Raw genomic sequence first — 26,725 nt, forward strand, 5'->3', positions numbered from 1 at the left:
ACGGAATGCCTGTACCCTGCCCACGCTGTCACCTCCGCACACAGCGGCCCAGGCGGTCACATGCCGGCCTGGGCCGCTGCTGCCTTCTGACGCATTACTGTGATTTCCAGCCGCGCCAACTGACGGTCATAGTACGCATTTACCACCTCCTGGGTGGGACGGAGGGTGTGGTGCAGATTCCTATTGCGCTTCTGACCGGCCCTGGTCATAATCTCTGTCGGTTCTGTGAAGAGGAGCTCCTGTTCCTCCAGTTGGCGGATGTACTTGCGCACTGTGTTTTCACTCATACCCACAGATCTCCCAATCGTTGGGCCAGCACTGATGCGTCTTACGGTCCTCGCACCGTTTGAGGTAACTATACACTGCCAGTTCACCGGCATTCAGACCCAGCAGGAAGATCTCGTCGGGCAGAGAGAAGTAGGTTCCACTTCCGTACCTGATTTTCCACCTCCCGTATGCTCATCCCCCAGCGGGTGAACTGCTCCTTGGGTACGACCATCCTGCTGCCGATCTTTAGTACCGGGAAGCCCGGCTCGTGCATGAGCTCGTAGCAGCTGGATTGTGACACACCAAGAAGTTTTGCCACTGTTGCCGTGTTCAGAAACAGCGGCAGATCCTCATAGCGTTTGCAGTCCGATTCTTTCACGATGCCTCCCCCGCATTTGAGAAATACACAACCTCTCATCATGTACAAGCAACAAAACAGGGAGTTGAGCGGAGACAAGAAGAAAATTCAGAGAATTACACAGATTCAAGCATCTTGATTCAGTGCTTTTGCCAATCAGATACTTCCTCTGACAGCGATATGCGTAATCCAGCAAGTGGGCAAAAGAAAATGAAGCGATGACGGACAACGCAAGAATCTGAGAGAATGAATATGAAACCGAGGAAAAGAAACGGCCGGATTGATTGATCCAACTCCTAATCCAGCTGGCCTTTTCATTGCTGATGCGGCGCAGTTTCTGCGTTGGTGCTGTTGGAGATTTCACAAGTGTCGATTATTTCCTCCCGCCGGGCATATGTCAAGGCGATGCCTTCATCACGTTGCTGGCGGGAATCCAGCTCAGTTTTCACAGGCTTTTATATGGAGAAATCGCCAAGGCACCAGGAAGGAGAATCTTGGTGCCCCGGCGATTTATAGGAAATAAGATAGGTAGCAGTAAATTATCTAAGCACTGTGTAGGACAAATGGATAGACTACCAGTCCGGACACAAAAGCAACATATAAAAATTCCGCTGAGGTATTTTCACCAATTTTCCAATGAACACACTCCGTCAAATCCGGATAAACCTGCTCCGATATTCAGCCCCTTCTGCAATATGGCCGATTCCGATGATGCAAGGAAGCTGGTATCCTGATGGACAGCCCAGCACTTCCAAAATCTTCCTCGGCTGTTCCTCTGTGGGAATTCGCATGGAGCGGCCAAGGCTCTCGTCTGTGGTAGCTAGGAAGACGTTTTCGATGACGCACCAGATCTCGACAAAGTCCATCAGTTTTCTGGGCCCGACCTCCATCATGATCTGTGCTTCCCGCTTATACAGCGGCAGAAGGACACATCCAGCTTCCGCACATACTTTTTTGCTTGGGGAAAGCGATCTGAATCATCTCCTGCACTGGATTTTCAGGAGGAGTGTCCTTACAGGGCAGAGGGTCAATGTAGTCGGTGACTTTTCGCTTTGCCATCTCCGACGTGACCGCAATAAGATTCCACTTGCGTTTGTGGTCAAAAGAGGGAGCCGTGATTCCGGCCCGAATAATCCACTTAATCTGTTCCGCTGTTACCGGTGTACCAGTAAACTGAAATGTTGTGCGTCTCTTTTGAATATCTTCTTTAAATTCCATAGGTGTGACCATTCCTTTCCGCTACGCTCCAAGGCACCAAAATGGATGAAACATAGGTGCCTCTCATACAGCAAGTTGAAATTTGTTAAAATAGGCTTGAGGAAGCAGGTGTACTACAGAGCACGTGGAGGTGAGTAGGCTCAACCTCGTGTTGGACTAAATAGGTATGTGCTGGACGCTCTTTCAAGCACCAATAATTAGGGCTTAACACCCTGTAACCTTATCTTTGGAGAGACGGACTGCTTCAATCTTTCAGCGGGCGTTCAGTCCCTGCTTGTTCTCCTCAGGTTTTATTTCGAGAGGATATGCTATGCCTTTCCTCCTGTTTTTACCACGCCTGTTCCCGCTTCCGATCCCGCTCCAGAAAGCCTTCGGCACCGATACTTGCTGCCCACGATACGTAATCACAACAGAGTCGCTTGTTCATGTCCTTTCAGCTTGTTGAATCAGGAGCACCAAAACATCATTTACATTGGTCCCTATGGGACCCGTTCGAATCAACCCATCTACTTGTTTCAAAGCATGATAGGCGCTGTTATTAGCTAGTATCTGGTGAATGGAGAGGCCAGCCTTTTCCAGTCGGCTCCACGTGAACCTATCTACAATTCCGCCGACCGCATCAGTGGACCCATCGGTTCCATCAGAAGCAACGGAAAAAATTAAGACATTGTCCAGTCCTGCAATTCCTTCTGCAGCGGCCAATGCCAGCTCCTGATTTCTCCCGCCAGAACCGTGTTCAGTGAGTTGCACGACCGTCTCTCCATCAGCGAGGAATGCCAGGGAATTTCCACAATGGGAATGGGCCTTTGCAATAGACGCCAACGCAGTTGTTCCGGCGGCTTCATAGCGGTGTTCTACCGCCTGTCCCTATCGTCTGGCCGATGAGATACAGCAGGGGCTCCAGACGCTCCACTTAAAGTTGGGCAAATTACTGTTAAAAATCTACCCTCAGCTTCTTAAGGAAGATGTCAAGGAAAGACCATAGATGCTTACAACAGAGATTCCCTGATCCCTTCTGCTGTTCTGGACATCTAGATATATGTGAGATTTGCATAAGGGCTGTGTGTTATGATGAAAATAATGCCCAAGAAAAATGTATATTTCTACACAAAATCCAATCGTATAATTTTCAACATAAATAACACGGCAGTAGACCAAAATTAGATGATGCGAAAAGGAGGTATCTATGAGAAAGATCAGAATCCTCAACATTGTTCCGGACATTTATACAGAGGGGATCGCAGTCTCTGTAAAGGACCGTCAGGCGCTGGCCGCCGCGCTGAAGGAGGAAACCGGGGGACTGGTGGAGCTTGAGAGCAGGATCGTTGAGGGTGGAAGTGAGTCTATTGAATGCTTTTACGATTCGGCTCTGGCTGCGCCTTACATATTAAAGCTGGTGCAGCAGGGGGAAAAAGATGGCTTCGACGCCATTGTCCTGGATTGCTTTCTGGATCCCGCACTCTCTGAATGCCGGGAATTGGTCCGAATTCCGGTGATGGGGGCATGCCAGTCCAGCTGTTCACTGGCCGCCAGAATGGCCGGGCGCTTTTCTGTGATCGGGATTCTGGATAATGCCGACCGCTGTATTCGTGAAAATATCCGGTGTTATTGCTTTGAACGGCAGTTGGCATCCATTCCGGTCATTCACATGCCAGTGGTGGAACTTCACAACAGTGAGGAGGCTCTCGTGGACAAGGCTGCGGCGGCTGCCAACCAAGCGGTACGGCAGGATGGCGCCCGGGCGGTGATTTTTGGCTGTACCTGCATGAGCACGGCGGTGGATGGCGTGAAGAGAAAACTGCAGGAACACGGGATCGATATTCCGGTCATTGAGCCATTCAGAGCGGCTCTTTACGACGCACTTTCTTGTGCGTTGATGGGCGTTTCCCAGAGCAAATACGCCTATTGGCCGGTGGAAGAAAAGACACGAAAAGTCGATTGGGAACTGACGTGATCCAAATGGCTCTGCAATAGGAAAGGGGTTGGAAAAGTGCTTCGCTATATACTGAAAAGACTCTTGCAGGGAGTATTTGTTCTGATAGGAGTTTCAATTGTCATTTTCTGTCTTTCCCGCATTATTCCGGGAGATCCGGCACGGTTGGCTTTGGGGCAGCACGCGACCCAGGAGGCAGTCGATAACCTGTCAAAACAGATGTATTTAGATAAGCCACTGCCGGTGCAGTATATCCTGTGGTTTCGGGATGTGCTTCATGGCGATTTCGGTATTTCCCTGTCCACCCGCCGCTCTGTTACAGAGGACATGAAGCAGCTGCTTCCGGCGACCTTTGAACTGATTTTCTGGTCCGCCCTGTTCATGGTGGGCGGTTCCCTGATTTTGGGACGGGCGGCGGCCCGGCACCGAGATGGCATTCTGGACAGTATCATCCGTGTGTTCTCCTATATCGGAATCGCGGTGCCGTCCTTCGTGGTGGCAATTGTGCTGCTGGTCATATTCGGAAATCTATGGCAGGTAATCCCAACGCTTGGGCGATTGAGTACCGGGGTGGCACCGCCGGACACCATCACGGGCTTCTATGTGCTGGATGCCCTGGTGCAGGGACAATTTTCCACGGCGTGGGACGCGTTCCTCCATTTGCTGTTGCCCGCGTTTGCCCTTTCTCTGGGCGGTATGTTCCAGGATGCACGGCTGATGCGTTCCGCGCTGACGGACAATATGGGAAAGGAGTACATGTGCGTTTCCCGCAGTTATGGCCTGCCGGAAAAAGTCCTGATGAATCGATATCTGTTCAAGCCCTCCAGCACGTCAGTGATCACAGTTATGGGCATGGACATTGCATCTATGGTGGGCAACGCATTCATGGTGGAACAGGTATTCAACTGGCCGGGATTTTCCAAATACGGGGCAAACGCGATGATTACCAAGGACTTGAACTCTGTCTGTGCAGTGGTGCTTGTAATCGGAGCGACGTTCTTGGTGGTCAATCTGATCGTGGACGTGATCAATGCTATGGTGGACCCGAGGATCCGACTGGGAGGTGACCTGTAAAGATGGATGCAGCCAAAAAGAAAAAAGGCTTTCTGAAGCCATCCACCCGGGAGAATTTCTGTATTTACTGGTATAACTTCCGCAGCAACAAATTGTCCATGGTGGGATTGGCCATTGTGGTGATCTCCCTGATTTTCGCAATTTTTGCCCCGTATGTGGCGCCGTTTCCGGAACATGCCGGCGCCTATGTGGATCTGGCCAATGCCGGCGTGGCACCTAACGCCACGTTTTGGTTCGGGACGGATGTGACGGGGCGGGACATCCTCTCCCGCGTGATTTTCGGATTCCGCGGCGCCCTGAAAATGGCAGTGGTGGTACTGGCGATCTCTGTTCCCGTGGGGACGTTTCTGGGTCTTCTGGCGGGATATTATCACCACACCTGGGTGGACACCGTCATCATGCGCATGACGGATATTTTCCTGGCGTTGCCGTCACTGGTGCTGGCCATGACCATAGCCTCCCTCATGGAGCCGAACATGACGAATACCATGATTGCGGTGACCCTTTCCTGGTGGCCATGGTATACAAGACTGGTCTATAGTATGGCGACCGGATATAGCAAGGAGTACTTTATCAAGAATGCCGAACTTGTCGGCGCGAGCAGGGCGCATATTCTCTTCAAGGAACTGCTGCCCAACTGCTTGTCCCCGGTTTTGACAAAGATGGCGCTGGACGTTGGCTGGGTTATTCTGCTGGGCGCATCCCTGAGTTTTATCGGCCTGGGCGAACAGCCCCCCACGCCGTCCTTCGGCACGATGATCTCCGAAGGGTCGACTTACATGCCGGACTATTGGTGGATGACGGCATTCCCCGCCCTTGCCATTGTGTTTGTCATCCTTGGCTTTAACTTCTTGGGCGACGGAATTCGGGATATGCTGGACAGGGGGAAACAGTGATGGATGAAAAATTGCTGGATATTCAGGATCTCTCTGTATGGTACAAGACATATCGGGGCTTTGCCGAAGTGGTGGATCACATCAATCTGTACGTGGGTAAGGGCGAAAAAATCGGCCTTGTGGGCGAGTCCGGCTGCGGAAAGACCACAACGATGAAAATGGTCATGCGGACACTGGACGAACGGGGTATCAAGGTGGGAGAGGGGTCTAAGCTCCTGTTTGGCGGTGAGGATATCCTGGCCATGGATGCGAAGGCGCTTTTGGATCTACGGCGCCGCAAGATCTCCATGATCTCCCAGTCGCCCATGGCGGCATTGAACCCTGTATTCACGATCGGCCAGCAGATGATGGATGTGCTGAAATACTCCGGGCAGTTTGATAAGCATGACAAAAAGGGAATGCTGGACGCGGCCCGGAAGGCGATTGACAGCGTGATGATTCCGGACCCGGACCGCATTCTGAACTCGTACCCGCACCAGTTATCAGGCGGTATGCGGCAGAGAATCTGCATTGCCACATCGCTTCTGACGCCCCGTCAGCTGCTGATCGCGGATGAGCCCGGTACCGCGCTGGACGTCACGGTTCAGGGGCAGATCCACAAGCTTCTGCGCAGGCTGGTGGAGGAGGAAAAGCGCTCTTTGATCATGATCACCCACTCGCTGGGCGTGGTCCGAGAGCTGGTGGACCGTATTTACGTCATGTACGCGGGAAACATCGTGGAGAACTGCGATACCGCTGAGCTTTTCAAAAATCCGCTGCATCCGTATACCCAAGGCTTGCTGGCATGTGTGCCGCGGCTTACCGGCGGCGGAATTTCAGCCGGCATTTACGGCTACATTCCAAGTTATGTAAATCCACCAAAGGGGTGCCGGTTCTTCAACCGCTGCCCTCATTGCACAGAACGCTGCAAGCAGGAAAAACCGGGCACATACATGGCTGCAGAAAATCATGCGGTGTCCTGCTTCCTCTATGAGGACAAGGGACCTGCCAAGGAGAGGGGAGACGGCCATGTCGAATGAGTTATTGACATTAAAGAACCTGAAGCAGTACTTTCCTGTGGGAAAAGACCGGTTTGTGCGGGCAGTGGATGGCGTGGACCTGACCATCAACCATGGGGATGTCATGGGCCTTGTGGGTGAGTCCGGCTCCGGAAAGAGCACGATTGCCTATACCGTTATGGGCATGTACGGGATGACGGGCGGCGAGATCGACTTTGAGGGCGAGGTTTTCACAAAGGAGACCAAGCGGAAGAGGAGCATGAAATTCCGCCGCGAGGCGCAGATCGTCTTTCAGGATCCCGGCTCTTCCCTAAACCCCTATCAGGATGTGCGCAGCATTCTGAGTCTGCCGCTGAAGGTACATAAGGTAGTTCCCAAGAACGAGATTGACGATAAGATCCTTGAGATTCTGGAGATGGTAGAACTTCCCGCCGACTTCATGTACAAGTCGCCTAACTCCATCGGTGGCGGTGAGAAGCAGCTGGTCTCCATAGCCCGGGCACTGTGCTGCAATCCCAAGTTCATCATTCTGGATGAGCCAACCTCTTCTCTGGATGTCTCCATCCAGGCCAAGATCATCAACATGCTCATCAAGCTGAAGAAGGAGCAGAACCTCACCTATATGTTCATCACCCACGACATGGGCGTAATGCGGAACGTCTCCAACCGGGTGGCGATCATGTATCTGGGCAAGATTTGCGAAATCGCCCCCACCGAGACATTCTATCGAAATCCGCTGCACCCCTATACACAGATGCTGCTGTCCTCGATCCCGGTAGTTTCGGAGGAGGACGAGACCATCAAACCAAAGGCAGTGGAGTGCGTGGGGGAAATTCCGTCCCCGGTCAATGTGCCGACGGGCTGCAGTTTTCACACCCGCTGCCCCTACAAATGCGAGCGGTGCACAAAAGAAGACCCGGTGATGCGGGAGGTGGAGCCAGGGCATACGGTCCGCTGTCATTTGATAGATAAATAGGGCATTCTCTCTGTACACGCTTTTCGGCTGCCGCCGGAGGTGTAAATTATACGACTGTAATAAAGGAGGAAGATTATGAAACGAATTCTTGCATTGGTCCTGGCCCTTTTGAGCTGCGTCGGCCTGCTGTCCGGGTGCGGCGGAGACACTGCGGGCGACCCGGCAGACGCTCAGACGGGAGACGGCACCCGCCCCAGCATCATCCGCTTCTCTGCGGACAGTACGCCCAAGATTGATCCGGCGGTGATTACGGACTTGGTCGGCAGCGTATGTGTTGAAAATCTGTATGATAATCTCACCTATCCAGATGAAACGCCGAACCTGGCCACCGATTGGGAGGCCAGCCCGGATGGATTGGAGTATACCTTCCATCTGAAGGAGGGCGTGAAGTTCCACAGCGGAAACGACCTGACAGCTTCCGATGTCGTGTTTTCCTTTAACCGCTTCAAAACGATTGGACAGGGATTTGCGTACCTCTTCGACACCGTGGAGGAATGCGTGGCGGACGATGATTACACAGTGAGATTTGTTCTCGCCGAGCCTCTGGGTTCTTTTATGGGCATCATCTGGCACCTGTACATTTTGGACGAAGAGACGGTCATGGCCAATATTGTGGATGACGGCACCTACGGCGAATATGGCGACTATGCCATGGCCTGGCTGCTGGACAACGACGCTGGCTCTGGTCCCTACACAGCTACAGAGATGGTGCATTCTGATTATTTCCTAGCAAGCCGCTTCCCTGACTGGCATATGGGCTGGGAGGGCCGCGAAAATGCCCCCGAGCAGTTTCAGGCTATTTATCTGACTGAGCCCAGTACCCAGCAGACTATGATGGCCAATCAGGAGCTGGAAATTTCTTCTCCGTGGTTTGCTCCGGAAAACTATGAGGCGTTGGATGAGATTGAGGGGGTTGAACTGGCATTTACCACATGGGCCTGCACCCAGTATATCTTCTTTAATACGCAGGCCGCCCCCACAGACGATCTGAACTACCGCAAGGCGTTGTCCTGCCTGCTGGACTATGAGAGTTTCCTCGGCCCTGTATTCTACGGCGCAGAGCGTAGCGTCGGACCGGTCTCCTCCGCAATCAACGGCCATAACGACAGCTGTACGACTTATAACTATGATATTGAGCAGGCGAAGGAATACTTGGCCCAGTCGAGGTATGCGGACACATATCAGGACATTGAACTGGAGTGTTTCCTCCTGGATTCGGCTCCAGCTCTGGAAAAAATGATGCTGTCCCTGCAGGCCAACTGCGCGCAAGTCGGCATCACTATGAATATCCGGAAGGGTCCCTGGCTGACCTATCAGGAGCAGATTTCCAACCCGGATAGTGCGCCGAATGTATCTACCTGCAACATCACGCCCTCTGTCAATGACGCCGCTTCTGTGATGCGCACTCTATTTGGCAGCGCAACCCAGGGAACGTTTGAGAATCCCACCTGGGTTTCCACGCCGGAGCTGGATGAACGGTTGGACACTGCTGTCACCATTCTGGATACAGATGAGAGAAATGCCGCTGCCATGGAACTGCAGGACTATGTGATGGCAGAGCTGTGTGCGTCGGCACCAGTCGCCGATATGGCGAATCCCTATGCGTATCAGTCCACATACATTGATTGGCCTGTTGCGGACTATTACAATGAAACCGGTGAACTGAAGTATTATGCGCTGGGCATGGATATGTACATGCCAGACATCAGCATTTATACAGATCGGTAATCCTACGCAACAGTTATATGATAAGTTAGAAAGTGAGGAGCGCTTTTATGGTTGCGTTTGAGTTAAAGACAAAGCAGGATATTCAGGATTTTGCCACTGGCTGCTGCTTCTTCGGCTGCGGTGGCGGCGGTGACCCTGAGGCCGGCATCGTAGCCCTGACAGAGGTGTTGGAGAAGGGGAAGCCCCTCCAGGTAACCAGCTTTGACGATCTGAAGGATGATGACACCTATGCGTCTGTTTTTCTGATGGGCTCTATCGCCCCCAAAACAGATGAGATCATTGCCAAGCAAAAGCGCAACGGCGTGCCCGTTGATCCGCCCTATTCTCCCCAGGAGATGCTTTCCAAGTCCCTGGATGTCCTGGAGGAATACACCGGGAAGAAGATCAGCGCATTGTTTGCCATTGAGCTGGGCGGCGGAAACAGCTGCATGCCCATGTCCGTTGGATTCGACAAGGGCCTGACGTATATCGACGCGGACGCCGCGGGGCGTGCCTATCCGCAGATGACCCAGGCGCTGCCGCTTGTTATGGATAAGCCCTGTCTGCCGGTGGCCATCGTCAACGGCTATGGCGACACCAATATCTTGACGCGCTGTGTGAACAGCCAGATGATCGAGCGCAACGGCAAGATGCTGGCTGACTCCGGCTTCGGTATGGTAGCCCACGCGTGCTACATCATGTCCGGTAAGGAAGTCAAGGACGCGCTGGTCCCCGGCACGCTCAGCCAGTGCTTCAAGATTGGCAAGACCATTCGGGAGGCCAACGAGGTAGGGAAGGACCCCGTGGCCGCGGCAGCGGAAGCCGCCGGCGGTTATGTTCTGGCAAAAACGAAGATGGTCAAAAAAGAGGGAAAGACCATCGACGGCCTGTACTATGGCACGCTGGAGCTGGAAGGTGTGGACGAGTTTGCTGGCAATACCTATAAGCTGTGGTTCGAGAATGAGTATCATGTGATGTGGAAGAACGGCAAGCCATGGATTACCAGCCCTGATATCGTTCAATGCGTGGATACAAAGACCTGCCATCCGTTGACCAACACGGTAATTGAAGTTGGCGACTTTGTCAGCATCGTAGGCGTGCCCGCCCGGGAGCAATACAATTCAGGAAAGCCATTCTCCGTTATGAACCCCCGCTACTATGATTTTGAGTTTGACCATGTTCCGATGGCGGAAGTCCTGCGCCAAGAAAACGCCTGAGTATCTGCCGTGAAGAAGATTCCCGGTTGTCGAATGAGTTGCATCGACAACCGGGAATCTTTAAATATCGCCGGAATCAGAGGAACCCTTCCGCACGTATAAGCCCTCTAAAATAAACGCGAATTCAAACTGGCGGCGCAATGGCAACTGAAAAGGATCCTCCTTATACAGAGATACAATTTTTTGCTTGCGCTGAAGAACGGTGTTTTTATGAAAAAACAACTGTTCGGCAACCAGATTGTAATTCATGTCGCAGCGCAAAAGTGCGCGGAAGGTCTCTTCCAAGGCACCGTTTCGGGTTTGATCATATTGCCGGACAGGGGCTAAAAGACGGTCAATCAACTGCGGGACCAGTCCAGGGTCGGCCTGATAAGTCTGAAGCAGCATCATATAGGCGGGAAACTCCTCGCTGTCCACACAGGTAGAGGGCGCAAAACCAGAGGTTGCAATTTGCAGCGCCAGTCTTGCGGTTTCGTAGCTGGTTTGGATATCCCGCACACTTTTACAGCGATATCCAATTCCGGCGGAAACCTCAATATTTTTGCGCTTAAGGACCCGCTGGAGAGAACGGGCTACCTGCAAAATCGTTTGCTTGGGCGTCTGAATATGGAGGATTACGACCTTATCACTCAGTACACAGCAGATACTCCTGTCCCCTAAAGCGCTGAGTTCGCTTTGCACCAACTCATAAAAGTCACATTTTAAAGAAGCGATTTTCTCCTCGCTGTATTGTTTGATCAACTGCTTGAAATTGCAGATATCCAGCACAATACATCCCTCTACCTGGGAGATGTCGCAGTGAATCGCTGTGCTGCGGCGAAAGATATCCTCTTCAGATAGATGGATGGTCAACAGATCCCGTATAAAATCTGTGCGCAGTTTTTCTTGCTGCTGGCTGATGCTGATCTGGCTTAGACTGGAAATGCTCAAGGCATTGCAGATCTGGGCAATCGCAATTTTATCCAAATCAGAAAACCTGCACCCTACAATTACCAAAGTGCCAAAATAGAATGCCTTATTATAGATTGGGCGCAGATAGAGCTGCTCATCTATCCCCGGGCAGGAAATGGTCTGGCTGGAATGGTGGAGCAAAAACTCTGAGAAATGATTTTTGATATACCGTTCAACCATCTGGATTCGCGCTCTGGAAAAGCCGGAGATGTAGATGGGCTCGGCATTTTGATCAAAGTACATCACGCGCTTTTCCAGCATATGTTCCAGAGACATGACCAGCGAGGAGTTGTTCCTGCTCTCCATCAGCAGTTCCGTCACATATTCATAGATGTCAATGGCGTCTCGCAGCTTTTGATTATCAAGCCCCAAAAGCGCATCGGATACAGCACGGATAATCTCTTTGTAGCCTACCAGAGAAAACATCACAATCAAAGGAAAATCCAGTTCGTTGCACACATCAATGAGCTCCTGAGAGACGTCCTTTAAAACTGTTCCCACATAACAGAGGACAAGCCCGGCAGCTCCGCTCTTGTTCAGGCGTCGGATGGCTTCCACCTGCCGCTCAGGATGGTCGACCAGGGCATACATTGAGGAAATTTCCAAAGAGGCACCTCGAACCAGCTCTGAGGAAAACCATTCTGTGATATCCACCTCCATCACGCTGACGTGCTCAACTTTACGGGTAACACCGTTTTCCCCTGCGATTACCTTGCCGGTGGCAAAGGGCTTCAGCTTTAATACATCGGCGACGGTAAGAGCCATTTCACATCCCCTCCTGAGCTGTTATACATCTGCGGGTGTTCGGGTGACTACTAGCAGAAAGGTTTCGTGGACAATTTAACATATTATAGCATGTTACGATCAGTTTGCCAATGACAAAGAGACGCATTTTGCGGAATGAATGAGAGGATGTTAGTATGAACAAAGAACGTTTGCTGCAACGCTTTCTCCAATATGTTACCTGTGCCAGCGAGACCTATCAAGAGCGAGAATTTTGCATCATGATGGAGGAAGAATTGACTTCTCTTGGACTCCATTGGGAACGACAGGAGATTGGGGAAATGTTCGGCTCCAACGGGTGGAATCTCCATGCGATTCTACCAGGTACAGGCGCTCCTCTGCTTCTTTGCGCCCATATGGACACTGTGGCCCCGGGCTATGGGATTTCTCCTATTTTGAGAGATGGGGTCATATACAGCGATGGAACCACAATTCTAGGCAGTGATGATAAAGCCGGTATTGCTGCAGCTATGGAGGCTGTCCAGACGATTGTTGAGAAAGGCTTGCCGCATCGGCCGATCGAATTTCTGCTGACTATCTGTGAGGAAAACGGCATTCTCGGCTCCAAATACGCTGACTACAGCAAAATTATCAGCAAAGAGGCCATTGTTTTAGACAATGAGGATGTGGGGCACTTGGTGAACCAGGCGGCTGCATATATGAAGATTCACTTTTCTATCCAAGGAAAGAGCGCACATGCGGGCGTTTCTCCTGAAAAAGGCATCCATGCTCTGAAAGCTGTGGCAGAGTGTATTTCCGGCATCGAATGCGGCCGTGTGTCGGAAATTAGCGTTGTCAACGTGGCCAATTTGCTCTGCCCCGGGCAAACCAACATCGTCCCAGAGAAAGCGGATTTTGATGTGGAGGTTCGCTCCTACGAGGAGGAGGAGCTCCAGTCGATTGTACAGAATATTTGCGGCCACGTGGAAAAGGTTTGTCAGGCCTGGGGCGCAAAATTCTGCAAAACCGAGAACCGGGTCTCTAATGCGTTTTGTATTCCGGTTACCGCACCCATTATTGAAAAGACCTGTGAGGCCATGCGCAGTATTGGCATCACACCGGTCATTGAACAGACGCTCGGCGGCAGCGACATCACATGGCTGGTTGAAAATGGTCTGGCTGCTATCAATATCGGGGTAGGTATGCAGGAAGTTCACGGGTGCAAGGAACATATCCTGTTTGAAGACATGATTTCGACAACAGAAGTTTTGCTGAGGGTTTTGACAACATGAGGTAAAAAATTTGAAACGTGTTCAGATTTTTTTGAGTGTGAATGCCGCAAAGTGGCTGATTGCCGAGGCAATTTCCAGGCGGCCGGAAGTTCAGACCGCACTGGAAAATGGAACATTAATTTTGAAGGGCGGAACCACAACCTCCTGTCTCAGCGCCATTCTGACGGGATCGCACCTGAGGCTGTGCGGCCGGGTAACATGCCGCGGGGCTGTGGCCAATTTGAAAGAGAGCTCCAATCCACATACGGTACTTCTCAGCCGGCAGGGCATACGGTCCCTGGATGGCTTGGAGAGAGATGCCTTTTTGAAGTTTGGACCGGAATGTGTATTGGTTACTGGAGCGAATTTAATTGATTGCAGCGGCGGAGCGGCTCTTCTTGCGGGGAGTCCCGGGGGCGGTAGCTATGGCGCGGCGCTTAGTGCCATTGAGACCGAAGGAATCCGGGTCCTCATAGCAGCAGGGACAGAAAAACTAACGTCCGGAAATATCTCATCAGCAGTAGCGTTGTCTCAAAGAAAACATGTCTCAGCCTCCCATGGGATGGCCTGCGGACTGCTTCCATTAGCTGGAGAAGTGATTACGGAGTTGGATGCCATCTCTATGCTGGCGCCTGTGAAATCAGTCCTGATTGGAAAAGGCGGCATTCAAGGAGCGGAAGGCGGTTCTCTCATTCAAGTATGGGGGGCGGACAGAGATGTAGACGCCATTTGGACGCTGGCGGGACAGTGCTCTACCCGCCCGCTGGGTGGATGTGAGGAGAGCCTTCTGGAATGTCGTCCTGGTGCGTCGGGCTGTCGGGAGCATCTCTCCTGTGTATACCGAGGACAACATGCGCATGGATATGCCTAGACCGAATAATGGAACTCGAAAGGACAGAAAGGAAAATATAGATATGTCAATAGTTTCGAAGAAAAGCAAGCAGATTCCTGGCTCTCTAATTCGAGAAATGTTCGCTATGCAAGCAGGAATGAAGGATGTCATCAGCTTCGCGTTGGGGGAACCGGACTTTACGGCCCCGCAGCATGTCGTTGATGCGACGGTAGCCTCCTTTCGGCGCGGGGAAACCCACTATACGCCCAATACCGGCATTCCTGCTTTGCGGAAGGCCGTGGCTGCGACTTATCAGGCGCGGGGGCTGGATTATCAGCCGAGTGAGATCCTGATTGGGGCCGGCGCAATCAGTCTGCTGAATCTTGCCTGCACCGCCATGTTGGATATCGGAGATGAGGTGTTGCTGCCAGACCCCGGGTGGGCCAATTACAAAGGCCTGATGATGCAGGTAGGTGCCGTCCCCATTCCTGTGAAAGTCAAGGAAGAAAACGGATTCATGTACGAGATTGACGACCTGCGGAATGCGATTACGCCAAAGACCAAAGTTATCTTGATCAATTCGCCTTCCAATCCAACCGGCGGTGTAGCCAGCGCGGAAAACCTGCGCCAAATTTCGGATCTGGCAAAAGAGCGAAACCTGTATGTTCTTACAGACGAGATTTATCGCGAACTGATTTGGGATGGGGAGCCTTATACCAGTATTGCCAGTTTTCCGGGGATGAAAGAGCGTACAGTAGTGGTAGACGGCTTTTCTAAGAAATATGCTATGACAGGCTTTCGTTTAGCTTGGAGCGCTGCGCCTTTAGAAGTCACGACTGTTATGACAAAGCTTCTGGAAAACGTACTTTCTTCTGTGAATGAAGGCGTTCAGTGGGGCGGGGTGGCGGCGCTTACAGGAAACCAGGACTGCGTGGAAGAAATGAAGTGCCAGTATCGCCGTCGCCGGGAGCTGATTGTCAAGGGACTCAATAATATTGAAAAGATTAGCTGTCTGTGGCCAAAGGGCGCATTCTATGCATTTGCCAATATTTCCGGGACTGGACTGAAATCCCAGGAGTTTGCGATGCGGCTGCTGCAGGAGCAACATGTGGTTGTCGTGCCCGGCACAGGCTTTGGCCAAGGCGGCGAGGGATTTATCCGCCTGTCTTACGCCACCAGCGAGAAAAGCATCCAGGAGGGGTTGCGGCGAATGGAGGCTTTTGTAAAGGGCCTTTGAGCCCACAGAAGCTTGGGGAAATATACGCCTTACATTTTCGAAAGGAAGGATTGTCCGTTTTCCTAATTCGCAAGGTTGAGAACTGTTCTTGATAAAATAAAGGAGGATTAAAACAGCCATGAACACATATCTCACCAGCGTGATCGAGAACGTGAAGAAGAAGCACGGCAACGAGCCGGAATTCGTGCAGACGGTGGAGGAGGTGTTCTCCTCTCTGGAGCCGGTGATCGAGAAGCACCCGGAGTATGAGAAGGTGGACCTGCTGAACCGGATGGTGGAGCCGGAGCGGATGTTCACCTTCCGGGTCTCCTGGGAGGACGATCAGGGTCAGTGGCACACGAACATCGGCTACCGGTGCCAGTTCAACGGCGCGCTGGGGCCCTACAAGGGCGGCCTGCGGTTCCAGGCCAACGTATATCCCGGCATCATCAAATTCCTGGGCTTTGAGCAGATCTTCAAGAACTCTCTGACGGGTCTGCCCATCGGCGGCGGCAAGGGCGGCGCGGACTTCGACCCGGCGGGGAAGTCGGACGCGGAGATCATGCGGTTCTGCCAGGCGTACATGCAGGCGCTGTACCGGTACATCGGGCCGGATGTGGACGTGCCCGCCGGGGACATGGGCGTGGGCGGCCGGGAGATCGGGTATCTCTTCGGCGAGTACCGGCGGCTGAAGGGGGCCTGGGAGAACGGTGTGCTGACGGGCAAGGGGTTCTCTTACGGCGGCAGCCTGATCCGGCCGGAGGCCACGGGCTACGGCGCGGTATACTATCTCCAGAACGTGCTGGAGCACGAGGGGGAGCGGATCGCGGGCAAGACCATCGCCTGCGCGGGCTTCGGCAACGTGACCTGGGGCATCTGCAGGAAGGCAACGCAGCTGGGGGCCAAGGTGGTGACATTGTCCGGCCCGGACGGATATATCTATGATCCGGACGGCGTAGCCACGGAGGAGAAGATTGCGTATCTGGTGGAGATGCGCTCCAGCGGCCGCAACCGGGTACAGGACTACGCGGAGAAGTTCGGCGTGGAGTTCTTCCCCGGTGAGAAGCCTTGGGGGGTGAAGGCGGATGTGGTGATGCCCTCGGCCATGCAGAACGACGTGCACATGGAGCAGGCGAAGCAGATCGCGGCCAACGGCGTGAAGTACTACATTGAGGTGGCGAACATGCCCACCACCAACGACGCGCTGCGGTTCTTGATGGAGCAGCCCGGGATGATCGTGGCGCCCAGCAAGGCGGTGAACGCAGGCGGCGTGGCCACCAGCGCACTGGAGATGGCGCAGAACAGCGAGCGGCTGGTGTGGACGGCGGAAGAGGTGGACGCGCAGCTGCACCGGATCATGAACACCATCTACCAGATGAGCGTGGAGGCTGCGGAGGAGTACGGCCTGGGCTACAACCTGGTGGCGGGCGCCAACATCGCCGGCTTCAAGCGGGTGGCTGAGGCCATGATGGAGCAGGGCGTCTTTTGAGGCGAGGCCTCTCACGGATCCTCAGCCGCATAGCCTGAATACAAACCACCCAGAACAGGCAGATGCGGCCGCTCCCCTCTCGCGAGGTTTGAGAACTGCAGTTTCACGCAATGTCTGCCAAAAGCCAAAGGGCGCCGGGGTGCCACCCGACGCCCTTTGATTTTGCGCCCTTTAATATGCGGCTCCATAAATGCGCGGCTGCATATTGATTTCCCCGACCCATGAAAGTCTTGTTTCTGTCTGCTACAGCATCATTTTAGCTTTAAAATTTTGCTCCCCTGGCCAGTTGCCTGCTGGCCAGGGGAGTTCTTTTTTCGCATACCTCAGAGATCGAATCCTGTCGTGATCCCTGTCAAGCGGAGGCGTCCTTTTTCACATAGTAGAGCTCCGTAATCTCCGAGGCGGATTGTCTAAGGAGGACGGCCACCTGCCGGGGGGAAAGGGAGCCGAGCGTCCCATCCGGTTGTTTGATGCTGTTAACCAGATTGGCGGCGAAGCAGAGTATGGAGCCCCCGCTGCTTCAGCTCAGCCGCCTTCAGGATGCGGTAGTACCGTTCGGGTATAGCCTTCGTGCTCGTCAGCGATGATCGACGCGTCTTCTACGAAGTACCACTCCGCTCTCAGATCCAGGATGGCGTCCACCGAGGCCTCGTTGAGAGGCACATCCCGCATTCTGGTAGATGCGTGTCCTGTTTCCCCAGGTGCGGAGAGCCTCGGCTTTGAACTTCATGGTATCATCTGGGGTGAAGATAGTCACATTTGCAGAAGTTGGTTGCTCCTTCTTCGGAGCAGAGCTGAAAAGACGGCTGCCGGGTTGGCAGCCGTCTTGGTGATTTCGGGAGATGGATACGGAAATGGCGCTCAGTAGAATTCCTTCAGATAGGCATCTACATCCGCCCGGGTGCCGGGGAAGGGGCCGGGGGTCTCCATCTTCAGGGACACTAAGGCGGTGGCGAAGCGGAGGGCGGTGGGGATGTCAGCAGTCAGCCGCTCATTGATGTAGCCGGCAAAGGTGGTGTCGCCCCGCCCGGTCCGGCCGGAGAGGTTTCTGGCCCGGATGGGGCATGTGTAGATCTCCCGACCATCGTAGACCAGCACCTCCGTGTTATGGGTGATGAGAATCTCCTTGGCGCCCCACTGGTAAAGCTGTCTGGCGGCCTCAGCCCGGTCGGTGAGACCTGTCAGAATCTCCGCCTCTGCCGCGTCGGTCTTGAGAAATCGGACATACGGCAGCAGCTCCTTTTTCTCTGCCCAGTCGTGATAGACCATGCCGCCGTTCTCCACCCAGCGCAGCATGGTTTGCACGTCGATGGCCACCATGGCGTGCCGGGCGGCAAAGGGGATCATCTCGTTGGGAATGTCGCCCGCTGCCAGGCCCGCCAGATGCCAGATCGCCGCATCGATATCCGGCACCTCCTCGGTGCGGTATGGTTCGATGACGCTGTCCACGGTGGAGGTGCGCCGCTCCCGGTCCGGGGTGTGGTAGACGTTTTTTGTGACAAAGGAGGTCCTGCTGTGCAGGGGATAGACGGTCACATTTGGGGCTGGGGCGAAGGCGGCGGCCAGGTCCACCTGGGCCGTGTCCGCCTTGGGGAGCACCGCGGTCTTGTGGCCGGTGTTGGCGGCGGCGAAGCCGGAGTAGTACACGGCGCCGCCCACGGCATGGACGGTGGTGCCGTCATAGTCCACATTGGTGTCCTGTGCCACCTCGCCGATGATCAGAGAGTCAAACTGGCTCATTTCTGTTTCTCCTTCCGCATTTCCTCATCCGTGTCCACAAAGGACTGGAACTCCGGGCTCCAGAGGTGGAAACGGTGCTGCCAAATCAAGGTCTTGTAGGCAAAGGAGTCGGCGGGCCTCTCTGGCAGGATCACGCCGGCCCGGGCCTCGTCCCCACTCTGATGGGTGTCGGATCCCGCCAGGCGGTAGTATTCTGGATGGCGGCGGGCCAGCTCTAGAGCCCGGTCATTGTAGTTGTCGTGCCGGGGATTGCCGTTGATGATCTCCGTACCGTGAATCGCGTCCTCAAACACCGTAGTGTTGCCGTCCCGATAGGGGTGGGCGTGGATAATAAGCACCTGGTTATGGAATTTCTGGAAGAACTCCCGGGCGCTCATGCAGCAAACGTAGGGGTTGGATCGCAGCCACGCCTCATCAATGCCGTACACCAGGTAGTCGTTGTCATTTTCGGGAAATCGCAGTTCCGCGCCGAGCAGCACTTGGAAGCCCACCTCGTCGCCCCGCTGTTTGGAGGCGCGGTAGCCGGAGAGATAGTGGTCTATGACCTTATTCCAATCGTGGTCTGTGTCAATCCGGGAGAGGTACTCCGGGTGGAGATGATCCGTCACAACCAGTCCGGAGAAGCCATGGCGCACATAGCGGTCCACCACCTCCGCCGCCGGCAGGTGGCCGCACTTGCTGGTTTCCGCCGTGTGAGTGTGGGGGTCAAACAGGTATCCGTCCATAAAATGCCTTCTTTCCATGATTCAGACTGTCATGCTCAAACTGCGGGAGGGGGGCAGCGCCTTGGAACAGGGCAGACAAAAGCCGGTTTTTCCACCAAAAAGTCCTCGAAAATGCAAACGTTTTCGATTCTGCGACGCAACTCCGCCCGCAAGAAAGAGAAGTACACTTCTGCATTGAAATATATAGAGTTTTGTCAGAAAAGTCAATATAAAACTGCGATTTCTGGACTTTTGGTCAAAATGGCAAAAACAGGGGAGTGTCTTTGGCGGTTCCTCCCCTTGACAGAGAAAAGTAATCTACCATAGAATAAAGACAGAAAATCGAAAACGTTTGCATTCGGCGCATAAGACGAGTGGGCAGCGGATCCAGAGAGCATCTGCCTGTCTGCGGATAAGGAGGAAGGATGAACGAAAAAAGGTACAGGGCCGTCCTGTTCGACTTGGGCGGCACCCTTCGGATTGCGCTGGAGGATGAGCCCTATATGCGCCATGCCCGCAGGAAGATGACGGAGCTGGCGGGGGCACCGCTGCAGGTGGAGGACTTCTATCAGTTGGTAGAAGACCGCTACGAGTCCTATCGCCGCTGGGCCCTGGGAGAGAACAAGGAGGCTGGCGACCGGGAGCTCTGGTGCCGGTGGCTGCTGCCGGACTATGACCAGAAGCGCATTGCCCAGGTCTGCCATGAGCTGTCCTTTGAGTACCGCCAGTCCAAAGGCCGGCGTGTGGTGGTGGACGGCGGGGCAGAAGTGATCCGAACCTTGCACGAGCGGGGATACAAGCTGGGCATTGTGTCCAACCTGATTGGCGAGCACGAGGTGCCCGACTGGCTGGAGGAGGATCGGCTGGCCCCGTATTTTGGCAGTGTGGTGCTCTCCTCCGTGTGCCATCTGCGCAAGCCTGGCGCGGAGATTTACCACATTGCAGCCCGGGAACTGGGGGTGGATCTGGCAGACTGCGTCTCCGTGGCGGACAACATCAAGCGAGATATTCCAGGGGCCAAGGCTGCGGGAATCGGCTGCAACATCATCTTCCGGTCTCCGGAGAAGAAGCATCCTGTGGAGTTCACGGAGGAGACGCGGCCGGATGCAGTGATCGATACGTTCCCGGAATTGCTGGAGTTGCTGCCGCCGCTGAAGTGAACGCATCATTTTTTTCAAATCCCGGAAAACGTTTGTGTGAGCCGTTCGGATTTGAATTTTGCAAGACAACGAAATAACCAAAATTAGAATAATTTTATTGGATACTTTATTAAATATGCGGTATAGTTCTTGACAAAAGTATGAACGAATGTTAAATTTGAAATCGCATAGAAACGAAAACGTTTGCGATATTTAACACAAACAACAAGAGGAACTGAGGAGAGAGGGTGCAAGAGGAAGATGAAACCGCAAGAGCAAACGTATTCAAAAAGCCGGCGGCTGAAGAATCAGATCAAGGCAGTGGTGACAAATCCCTACAACATCATCGTACTGATCGCCGTCGTTCTGCTGGTCTATCTGATCGTCCTGCCGCTGCTGGACATGATCGCCACCACCTTTGAGCTGGCCCAGCGGGACATCCGGGCTGTGGGCGGCGGCAAGGCCGGCGACTTTACCCTGTACTACTGGCAGCGGCTGCTGGCCAGTGAGCTGTCCTGGACCATGCTGATCAAGCCGTTGATCAACTCCCTGGTCATCGGCGTCTGCGTGTCCGTGTGCGCCATCCTGCTGGGTTCCATTCTGGCCTGGCTGATGGTCCGGTCGGATCTGCCCTTCAAGAAGTTTTTCTCCCTGGCGGTGATTATCCCCTACATGATCCCCTCCTGGTGCAAATCCCAGGCGTGGCTGTCCATGTTCAAGACAGCGAGGTTGGGCGGCGCGCCCGGCTTCATGGCCTCCCTGGGGCTGGATGTGCCGGAGTGGCTGGCCTATGGCCCTGTCGCCATCATCATCGTGCTGACCCTTCATTATTACGCCTATACATACCTGCTGGTATCCTCAGCACTGAACTCCATCAACTCCGAGCTGGAGGAGATGGGTGAGATCCAGGGCGCGGGCAAGGCCATGATCCTGCGGAAGATCACTCTGCCTTTGGTGCTGCCGGCCATCCTGTCGGCCGTGATCCTGACTTTCTCCAAGGCCATCGGCACCTTCGGAACCATCAACTATCTGGGCTCTCCGGTGCAGTACTACACCCTGTCCAGCCAGCTGTACATGAATATCAACTCCCGGGATACGCAGACCGGATTTGCCATGGCGATCCTGATGATTATTATTGCCTCCATCGCCGTGTTCGTCAACCAGAAGCTGATCGGCTCCCGCAAGTCCTACGCCACCATCGGCGGCAAGGGCGGCCGATCCACCCTGATCGGCCTTGGGAAGGTAGGCAGGCCGGTTATCACTGCGGCGCTGTTCGTGTTCTTCGCAGTGGGCATCATCATGCCAATCGTCATCTTGGTCATGGAGAGCTTCATGCTCAAGGAAGGTATCTACTCCCTGGACAACTTTACCCTCCACTACTGGATTGGCGAATCCAATCCCCAGATTATGGAGGGGCTGCCGGGCATCTTCAAGAATGACGAGTTCATCAACTCCCTGTTCAACTCCCTGCGCCTGACTCTCGTGAACGGCGTGTTCGGCACCATCTTCGGCCAGCTGCTTGGCTACATCACCGCCAAGGGCCGCGGCAGGCTCCACGGCAAGCTGGTGGAACAGCTGGTGTTCATCCCCTATCTGATCCCGTCCGTGGCGTTCGGCGGCATCTATCTGTCCATGTTCTCCCAGCCCCAGCAGATCTTCGGCGTGACCCTGGTGCCCGCCCTGTACGGCACCTTCGCTCTGCTGACGCTGGTGTCCGTGGTGAAGCATCTGCCCTTCGCGGCGCGGGCCGGCACCTCCAACATGCTGCAGATCAGCGGTGAGCTGGAAGAGGCGGCCACCATCGAGGGCGCCGGATTCTTCCGCCGGTTCGTGAAGATTGTGTTCCCCCTGTCCAAAGGCGGCTTCATCTCCGGCTTCATGCTGATCTTCGTTTCCATCATGAAGGAGCTGGATCTGATCATCCTGATCATGACCCCCACCACCTCCACGCTGCCGTACCTGGCGTTCCGGTACCAGAACGGCAACTCGCCGCAGGCATCTGACTGCGTGGCGATTGTGATGTTCTCTATTGTGTTCCTGGTGTATGCGATAGCGAATCTCTCCGGCAAGGCGGACCTGGCCAAGAGCATGGCCGGCTGACGCGGACAGAGAACTGAGAGGAGACGACGAACATGAGCAAGATTGAATTAAAACATATCGATAAATTCTATGGCAAGAACCACGTTCTGAAAGATCTGAACCTGACCATCGAGGACGGCGACTTCATGACGCTGCTGGGCCCCTCCGGCTGCGGCAAGACCACAACGCTGCGGGTGGTGTCCGGCCTGGAAAAGCCCCAGAACGGCTTCATCTACATGGACGGCAAGGAGATCGTCAACGCGGCGGAGGCGTACTACGCGCCCCCGTCCCAGCGGAACCTGAACCTGGTGTTCCAGTCCTACGCGCTGTGGCCCCACATGACTGTCTTTGAGAACGTGTCCTTCGGCCTGAAGATCAAAAAGATCCCCTCCGCGGAGATCGAAAAAATGGTTGCCAGCGCCCTGGAACGGATGCAGATCGGCCAGTACGCCAAGCGGTATCCCACCGAGCTCTCCGGCGGCCAGCAGCAGCGTGTGGCCATCGCCCGCGCCATCGTGTCAGAGCCCCGGCTGCTCCTGCTTGACGAGCCCCTGTCCAACCTGGACGCCAAGCTCCGCGTGGATATGCGGTCCGAGCTGAAGCGCCTGCACCACGACACCGGCAGCACCATCATCTACGTCACCCACGACCAGGTGGAGGCGCTGACCATGTCCACCAAGATCGCCCTGTTCCGTGAGGGCGAGCTGGTCCAGGTGGATAAGCCTCTGGAGCTGTACGACAACCCCTGCGATCTCTATACGGCGGACTTCATCGGCAACCCCAGCATCAACTTCGTGGAGGCCTCGGGCACCGCCGGCGCGTCCGGGCTGTCGGTTGACGGTGTCATGGGCCGCCTGGAGTTCTCCCGGGAGGACATGACGCCTGAAGCGCCCGCCTCCGGCGACCTGAAGCTGGTTCTGGGCATCCGCCCGGAGCAGATCACCATTTCCCGTGAGAAGACCGACGCCGCGCAGGTGGAGGCCCGTGTATACGCCGGAATGCCCGCCGGTTCCGAGACCCTGGTCTCCGTCCGGGTCGGTGAGAAGCTGATTACTGTAAAGGAGCTGGGCTCCACCCATTACGCCGGCGATGAGACGGTCTATCTCTCCTACCCGCCCAAGAAGGTCAATGTGTTCGACGCCTCTACCAAACGCCTGATCAAGTACTCCCGCTAATGCGCGTTTCCATCATCCGAGCGATCCCGGAGTATCCTGCGGCGTCAGCCGTTGCGATAAAAGAGAGCGATTTGAGGAAGAATGATTAAAGGAGGAAAAGAACCATGTTGAAGCACAAGAAACTATTGAGCGCCCTGTTGGCTGCTGTCATGCTGTTTACTGTGACCGGCTGCGGCGGCACGGATGATGAGGCGGAGGATGCCGGCGCCACCTCCTGGGAGGAAACCGCCAACATCACCGCCACGGACGAGACGGATGAGGAGCTCTATGAGCAGGCCATCGCCGAGGGCGGCGAGGTCACCCTGTACTCCATCTCCTCCCGCTGCACCAAGGTGGCGGAGGCCTTCATGGACAAGTACCCCGAAATCACCTGCACGCCCTTTGATATCTCTACCAACGACCTGCTGGACAAGGTCACCCGTGAGCACGAGGCCGGCCAGTATGTGGCGGATGTGGTCCATATCAAGGACGAGGACGGCTCCCTGTACAATGAGTATGTGCAAAACAAGATTTTTTACATATATCAGCCTGCCGACATCCTCGCCCATATTGATCCCAGCCTGACAGAGACGCAAACCCCTCTGTACATTGAGCTGACCCAGCTGTTCTACAATGCTGAGGCTTATCCTGACGGTTCCCCTGTCACCAACATCTGGCAGGTGACCGAGCCCCAATGGAAGGGCAAGATCCTGATGCAGGATCCCCTGAACAATGTGGGCTGGGGCTCCTGGATTACCGGCTTCTGCGTGGGTGATACCCCGGATCAGCTGGCTGCCGCCTATGAGGAACTGTATGGCGAGGAGCTGGTGCTCTCTGAGGGCTGCGCCAACGCCGGCTACGAGTTCCTGAAGCGCCTGCGTGAGAATGAGCCGATCTTCACCTCCGCTTCTGACGAGGTTGCCGAGGCTGTCGGCACCCCCGGCCAGTCCGATCCCCCCATTGGTTTCTGCGCCTCCTCCAAGCTGCGCAAGAACGAGGATAACGGCTGGGTCCTGGCTCCCGTGAACCTGTATCCCACCACCGGCATACCCGCCATCAACACCCTGTACGTGGTGGAAGGCTGTGAGCATCCCGCTGCCGCCAAACTGCTGATCCGCTTCATGATGGGCGGCATTGATGGCGATACCAGCGGCTACGAGCCCTTCAACACCCTGGGCGGCTGGCCTGTCCGGGACGACATTGAACCCGCTGAGGGCTCTGTCCCCTATGAGGAGATGAACGTTTCCCCGTTCGATCCCAATTCCATCTACACGGAGTTCATGACCGTCCGTGACTTCTGGCAGATGCTCGGATAACAGCACTTCGGCGATCCTGGCTGCTTCACACGGCCGGCGGACGGGAATCCGTCCGCCGGCTCTCCATTCCGGCCCTCTCAGATAAGGAGATATGCGCATGAATCTATTCATTGACAAGAATCACCGGCGGAAGAGCCCCATTGCCATTGCAGGCTTTTTCGCCACCCTGCTGGACCTCTGCATCTACGGGGTTCTGTATACCCTGCTGGCAGAGCCGCTGTACCGGCAGCTTACGCTGCCCAGCACTGCAGCCACCAACGCCGTGCACACGCTGATCATCGCATTGGCGGGGACGGCAATCGGCAGCCTGCTGTTCCTTCTGCGGGACAAGCGGGTGGCGCTGTTCGGGTTTGTGGGGCTGGCGGTGGTTCTGGTGATGTTCTACTTCGCAGCCTGGATGCTGGATACAGACCAGCGGGCAACCATGGTGCAGCTGATTACCCTGTATGGTGTGGCACCGGCCCTGATCGGAAACGCGGTGGCTTGGCCGGTCTATCTCAAGCTGAGAAAGACCCATCCTCTGCCTGTGCAGAAGACTCTGCAGGAGGAGATGCGGGAGGCGGCCGGGACCAAGGCTGATGCCGCCCCCAAAGCGCATCCTGCTGCCCCGGCTGCTGAAGAGCGGCCCCGGCGGTCTCCCCAGGAGGATGCCATGCTGTTGTTTGAGGACGGAGAGGATGCCGGCTGCCACCGCCGGCGGAATACACACGGAAAGGATGAGGATTCCTGATGCTGACAACCGTTTTATTTGATATGGGCGGAACTCTGGAGGATATTTGGTACAACGAGGACACCCAGCGGGCGACCTGCCGCAGGCTGCTGGAGGTCCTGCGGGCCAACGGCCTGGAGCCCGGCTGCCCGGACGATGTGTTCTGGAAGCGGATCACGGACGGCGTAAAGGCCTATAAGCAGTGGAGCGAGGGGAATATGCTGGAGAAAAAGCCGGAGGAGATTTGGCCGGACTGGTATCTTCGGGACTTTGCCTTTGACCGGGAAAAGCTGCTGCCCATCACCGAGGAGCTGGCCAACCTGTGGGAGGTCACCTTCTACCACCGGGAGCTCCGCGACGGCGCGGCAGAGATGCTGCAGGCCCTGAAGAGCCGGGGCTACCACCTGGGCGTTATCTCCAACAACGCCTCGCTGTACAATGTGTTCCGCGTGCTGGAGGACTACGGCATCCGCGGCTTTATGGAGGATGTAACGGTCTCCAGCGTCACCGGTTATCGCAAACCCCATCCGGAGATCTTCCGGATCGCCCTGCGGCAAATGCAGGCAAAGCCGGAAATGTGCGTCTATGTGGGCGACACGGTCTCCAGGGACATCATCGGCCCCAAGCAGGTGGGCTTTGCCAAGGCCGTGCAGATCCGTTCCTTCCTGTCGGAGCAGAAGGATGTGCACGTGGCCGCGGATGCGGCACAGCCGGACAAGGTTATCGGAACACTGATGGACCTGGTGACTTGGCTGGAC

Annotated in this window: 24 protein-coding genes and 1 pseudogene; 17 read left to right on the top strand and 8 right to left on the bottom strand. The window is 54.9% G+C overall.

The features are described 5' to 3' along the window. Positions 1 to 56: 56 nt before the first annotated feature. The 5 genes and pseudogenes from OCV80_RS13990 to OCV80_RS14010 all read right to left on the bottom strand — a co-directional run bounded on the left by OCV80_RS13990 (position 57) and on the right by OCV80_RS14010 (position 2,665). The gene (locus OCV80_RS13990; protein WP_051365553.1) at positions 57 to 287 is read right to left on the bottom strand and encodes a hypothetical protein; all 231 of its coding nucleotides are present in this window, start codon (positions 285 to 287) and stop codon (positions 57 to 59) included. A 93-nt stretch (positions 288 to 380) separates the two neighbouring features. Continuing rightward, positions 381 to 646 (bottom strand): annotated as a pseudogene (locus OCV80_RS13995) (helix-turn-helix transcriptional regulator). A gap of 629 nt (positions 647 to 1,275) precedes the next feature. Next, entirely contained in the window at positions 1,276 to 1,518 is a 243-nt protein-coding gene (locus tag OCV80_RS14000; protein ID WP_025544131.1) for a hypothetical protein, read from the bottom strand. 16 nt (positions 1,519 to 1,534) lie between these two features. Next, a complete protein-coding gene (locus OCV80_RS14005) occupies positions 1,535 to 1,843 on the bottom strand; it encodes a nitroreductase family protein (protein ID WP_025544130.1) in 309 nt (102 codons plus the stop codon). Between the two features lie 423 nt (positions 1,844 to 2,266). Beyond that, positions 2,267 to 2,665, bottom strand: a complete 399-nt coding sequence (locus OCV80_RS14010) for an MOFRL family protein (RefSeq protein ID WP_081692089.1) — start codon at positions 2,663 to 2,665, stop codon at positions 2,267 to 2,269. A gap of 364 nt (positions 2,666 to 3,029) precedes the next feature. On the opposite strand from OCV80_RS14010, the gene OCV80_RS14015 reads away from it, so the two are divergent. From OCV80_RS14015 to OCV80_RS14045, 7 genes are all read left to right on the top strand, one after another. Next, a complete protein-coding gene (locus OCV80_RS14015) occupies positions 3,030 to 3,797 on the top strand; it encodes an aspartate/glutamate racemase family protein (RefSeq protein WP_119311761.1) in 768 nt (255 codons plus the stop codon). Between the two features lie 36 nt (positions 3,798 to 3,833). Continuing rightward, positions 3,834 to 4,850 (top strand): ABC transporter permease, encoded by a 1,017-nt coding sequence (locus tag OCV80_RS14020; RefSeq protein ID WP_025544126.1) that lies wholly within the window; start codon positions 3,834 to 3,836, stop codon positions 4,848 to 4,850. 2 nt (positions 4,851 to 4,852) lie between these two features. After that, complete coding sequence (locus tag OCV80_RS14025; protein WP_025544125.1) at positions 4,853 to 5,746, top strand: ABC transporter permease; 894 nt, start codon at positions 4,853 to 4,855, stop codon at positions 5,744 to 5,746. Continuing rightward, the gene (locus OCV80_RS14030) at positions 5,746 to 6,765 is read left to right on the top strand and encodes an ABC transporter ATP-binding protein (RefSeq protein ID WP_025544123.1); all 1,020 of its coding nucleotides are present in this window, start codon (positions 5,746 to 5,748) and stop codon (positions 6,763 to 6,765) included. The genes OCV80_RS14025 and OCV80_RS14030 overlap by 1 nt, the downstream gene beginning before the upstream one ends. Next, a complete protein-coding gene (locus OCV80_RS14035) occupies positions 6,755 to 7,720 on the top strand; it encodes an ABC transporter ATP-binding protein (RefSeq protein ID WP_025544122.1) in 966 nt (321 codons plus the stop codon). The genes OCV80_RS14030 and OCV80_RS14035 overlap by 11 nt, the downstream gene beginning before the upstream one ends. A 75-nt stretch (positions 7,721 to 7,795) precedes the next feature. Next, a complete protein-coding gene (locus tag OCV80_RS14040; protein WP_119311759.1) occupies positions 7,796 to 9,448 on the top strand; it encodes an ABC transporter substrate-binding protein in 1,653 nt (550 codons plus the stop codon). 47 nt (positions 9,449 to 9,495) lie between these two features. Beyond that, positions 9,496 to 10,644 carry a DUF917 domain-containing protein gene (locus OCV80_RS14045; RefSeq protein ID WP_025544120.1) on the top strand — a complete coding sequence of 383 codons (1,149 nt, stop codon included), beginning with the start codon at positions 9,496 to 9,498 and terminating at the stop codon, positions 10,642 to 10,644. A 60-nt stretch (positions 10,645 to 10,704) separates the two neighbouring features. Here OCV80_RS14045 and OCV80_RS14050 read toward each other — a convergent pair whose 3' ends face one another. After that, complete coding sequence (locus OCV80_RS14050; protein ID WP_267288488.1) at positions 10,705 to 12,360, bottom strand: PucR family transcriptional regulator; 1,656 nt, start codon at positions 12,358 to 12,360, stop codon at positions 10,705 to 10,707. A gap of 155 nt (positions 12,361 to 12,515) precedes the next feature. Between OCV80_RS14050 and OCV80_RS14055 the strand changes: the two genes are divergently transcribed. The 4 genes from OCV80_RS14055 (at position 12,516) to gdhA (ending at position 17,126) form a co-directional block, all read left to right on the top strand. Further along, positions 12,516 to 13,610, top strand: coding sequence for a M20/M25/M40 family metallo-hydrolase (locus OCV80_RS14055; RefSeq protein WP_119311757.1), 1,095 nt, complete (start codon positions 12,516 to 12,518; stop codon positions 13,608 to 13,610). Between the two features lie 10 nt (positions 13,611 to 13,620). Further along, the gene (locus OCV80_RS14060; RefSeq protein ID WP_136891238.1) at positions 13,621 to 14,460 is read left to right on the top strand and encodes a hypothetical protein; all 840 of its coding nucleotides are present in this window, start codon (positions 13,621 to 13,623) and stop codon (positions 14,458 to 14,460) included. Positions 14,461 to 14,503: 43 nt separating this feature from the next. After that, on the top strand, positions 14,504 to 15,658 hold the full coding sequence (locus OCV80_RS14065) for a pyridoxal phosphate-dependent aminotransferase (RefSeq protein WP_160117454.1): 1,155 nt from the start codon (positions 14,504 to 14,506) through the stop codon (positions 15,656 to 15,658). A gap of 118 nt (positions 15,659 to 15,776) precedes the next feature. Continuing rightward, positions 15,777 to 17,126, top strand: a complete 1,350-nt coding sequence (gene gdhA, locus OCV80_RS14070; RefSeq protein ID WP_119311755.1) for an NADP-specific glutamate dehydrogenase — start codon at positions 15,777 to 15,779, stop codon at positions 17,124 to 17,126. An 861-nt stretch (positions 17,127 to 17,987) separates the two neighbouring features. Here gdhA and OCV80_RS14075 read toward each other — a convergent pair. After that, positions 17,988 to 18,866, bottom strand: a complete 879-nt coding sequence (locus OCV80_RS14075; protein ID WP_267288489.1) for a PfkB family carbohydrate kinase — start codon at positions 18,864 to 18,866, stop codon at positions 17,988 to 17,990. Next, a complete protein-coding gene (locus OCV80_RS14080) occupies positions 18,863 to 19,591 on the bottom strand; it encodes a PHP domain-containing protein (RefSeq protein ID WP_267288490.1) in 729 nt (242 codons plus the stop codon). The genes OCV80_RS14075 and OCV80_RS14080 overlap by 4 nt, the downstream gene beginning before the upstream one ends. A gap of 404 nt (positions 19,592 to 19,995) precedes the next feature. On the opposite strand from OCV80_RS14080, the gene OCV80_RS14085 reads away from it, so the two are divergent. From OCV80_RS14085 to OCV80_RS14110, 6 genes are all read left to right on the top strand, one after another. Next, a complete protein-coding gene (locus tag OCV80_RS14085) occupies positions 19,996 to 20,730 on the top strand; it encodes an HAD family hydrolase (protein WP_025545005.1) in 735 nt (244 codons plus the stop codon). Positions 20,731 to 20,970: 240 nt separating this feature from the next. After that, positions 20,971 to 22,809 carry an ABC transporter permease gene (locus tag OCV80_RS14090; protein ID WP_021749953.1) on the top strand — a complete coding sequence of 613 codons (1,839 nt, stop codon included), beginning with the start codon at positions 20,971 to 20,973 and terminating at the stop codon, positions 22,807 to 22,809. Between the two features lie 32 nt (positions 22,810 to 22,841). Next, positions 22,842 to 23,963, top strand: coding sequence for an ABC transporter ATP-binding protein (locus OCV80_RS14095; protein WP_119311753.1), 1,122 nt, complete (start codon positions 22,842 to 22,844; stop codon positions 23,961 to 23,963). 104 nt (positions 23,964 to 24,067) lie between these two features. Then, positions 24,068 to 25,258 carry an ABC transporter substrate-binding protein gene (locus tag OCV80_RS14100; protein ID WP_119311752.1) on the top strand — a complete coding sequence of 397 codons (1,191 nt, stop codon included), beginning with the start codon at positions 24,068 to 24,070 and terminating at the stop codon, positions 25,256 to 25,258. A gap of 97 nt (positions 25,259 to 25,355) precedes the next feature. Further along, a complete protein-coding gene (locus tag OCV80_RS14105) occupies positions 25,356 to 25,988 on the top strand; it encodes a hypothetical protein (RefSeq protein ID WP_025545008.1) in 633 nt (210 codons plus the stop codon). Beyond that, positions 25,988 to 26,725: HAD family hydrolase (locus tag OCV80_RS14110; protein WP_267288491.1), on the top strand; the 738-nt coding region annotated here is incomplete at its 3' end. The genes OCV80_RS14105 and OCV80_RS14110, both read left to right, overlap by 1 nt.

The sequence above is a fragment of the Oscillibacter acetigenes genome (assembly GCF_025567605.1).
Lineage (GTDB): Bacteria > Bacillota > Clostridia > Oscillospirales > Oscillospiraceae > Oscillibacter > Oscillibacter welbionis.

What these genes read in the sequence shown, in the direction of transcription:
- OCV80_RS13990 (WP_051365553.1), bottom strand. Translation starts at nt 287, where the DNA reads ATGAGTGAAAACACAGTGCGCAAGTACATCCGCCAACTGGAGGAACAG.
- OCV80_RS14000 (WP_025544131.1), bottom strand. Translation starts at nt 1,518, where the DNA reads ATGATGGAGGTCGGGCCCAGAAAACTGATGGACTTTGTCGAGATCTGG.
- OCV80_RS14005 (WP_025544130.1), bottom strand. Translation starts at nt 1,843, where the DNA reads ATGGAATTTAAAGAAGATATTCAAAAGAGACGCACAACATTTCAGTTT.
- OCV80_RS14015 (WP_119311761.1), top strand. Translation starts at nt 3,030, where the DNA reads ATGAGAAAGATCAGAATCCTCAACATTGTTCCGGACATTTATACAGAG.
- OCV80_RS14025 (WP_025544125.1), top strand. Translation starts at nt 4,853, where the DNA reads ATGGATGCAGCCAAAAAGAAAAAAGGCTTTCTGAAGCCATCCACCCGG.
- OCV80_RS14030 (WP_025544123.1), top strand. Translation starts at nt 5,746, where the DNA reads ATGGATGAAAAATTGCTGGATATTCAGGATCTCTCTGTATGGTACAAG.
- OCV80_RS14035 (WP_025544122.1), top strand. Translation starts at nt 6,755, where the DNA reads ATGTCGAATGAGTTATTGACATTAAAGAACCTGAAGCAGTACTTTCCT.
- OCV80_RS14040 (WP_119311759.1), top strand. Translation starts at nt 7,796, where the DNA reads ATGAAACGAATTCTTGCATTGGTCCTGGCCCTTTTGAGCTGCGTCGGC.
- OCV80_RS14045 (WP_025544120.1), top strand. Translation starts at nt 9,496, where the DNA reads ATGGTTGCGTTTGAGTTAAAGACAAAGCAGGATATTCAGGATTTTGCC.
- OCV80_RS14050 (WP_267288488.1), bottom strand. Translation starts at nt 12,360, where the DNA reads ATGGCTCTTACCGTCGCCGATGTATTAAAGCTGAAGCCCTTTGCCACC.
- OCV80_RS14055 (WP_119311757.1), top strand. Translation starts at nt 12,516, where the DNA reads ATGAACAAAGAACGTTTGCTGCAACGCTTTCTCCAATATGTTACCTGT.
- OCV80_RS14065 (WP_160117454.1), top strand. Translation starts at nt 14,504, where the DNA reads ATGTCAATAGTTTCGAAGAAAAGCAAGCAGATTCCTGGCTCTCTAATT.
- gdhA (WP_119311755.1), top strand. Translation starts at nt 15,777, where the DNA reads ATGAACACATATCTCACCAGCGTGATCGAGAACGTGAAGAAGAAGCAC.
- OCV80_RS14075 (WP_267288489.1), bottom strand. Translation starts at nt 18,866, where the DNA reads ATGAGCCAGTTTGACTCTCTGATCATCGGCGAGGTGGCACAGGACACC.
- OCV80_RS14080 (WP_267288490.1), bottom strand. Translation starts at nt 19,591, where the DNA reads ATGGACGGATACCTGTTTGACCCCCACACTCACACGGCGGAAACCAGC.
- OCV80_RS14085 (WP_025545005.1), top strand. Translation starts at nt 19,996, where the DNA reads ATGAACGAAAAAAGGTACAGGGCCGTCCTGTTCGACTTGGGCGGCACC.
- OCV80_RS14090 (WP_021749953.1), top strand. Translation starts at nt 20,971, where the DNA reads ATGAAACCGCAAGAGCAAACGTATTCAAAAAGCCGGCGGCTGAAGAAT.
- OCV80_RS14095 (WP_119311753.1), top strand. Translation starts at nt 22,842, where the DNA reads ATGAGCAAGATTGAATTAAAACATATCGATAAATTCTATGGCAAGAAC.
- OCV80_RS14100 (WP_119311752.1), top strand. Translation starts at nt 24,068, where the DNA reads ATGTTGAAGCACAAGAAACTATTGAGCGCCCTGTTGGCTGCTGTCATG.
- OCV80_RS14105 (WP_025545008.1), top strand. Translation starts at nt 25,356, where the DNA reads ATGAATCTATTCATTGACAAGAATCACCGGCGGAAGAGCCCCATTGCC.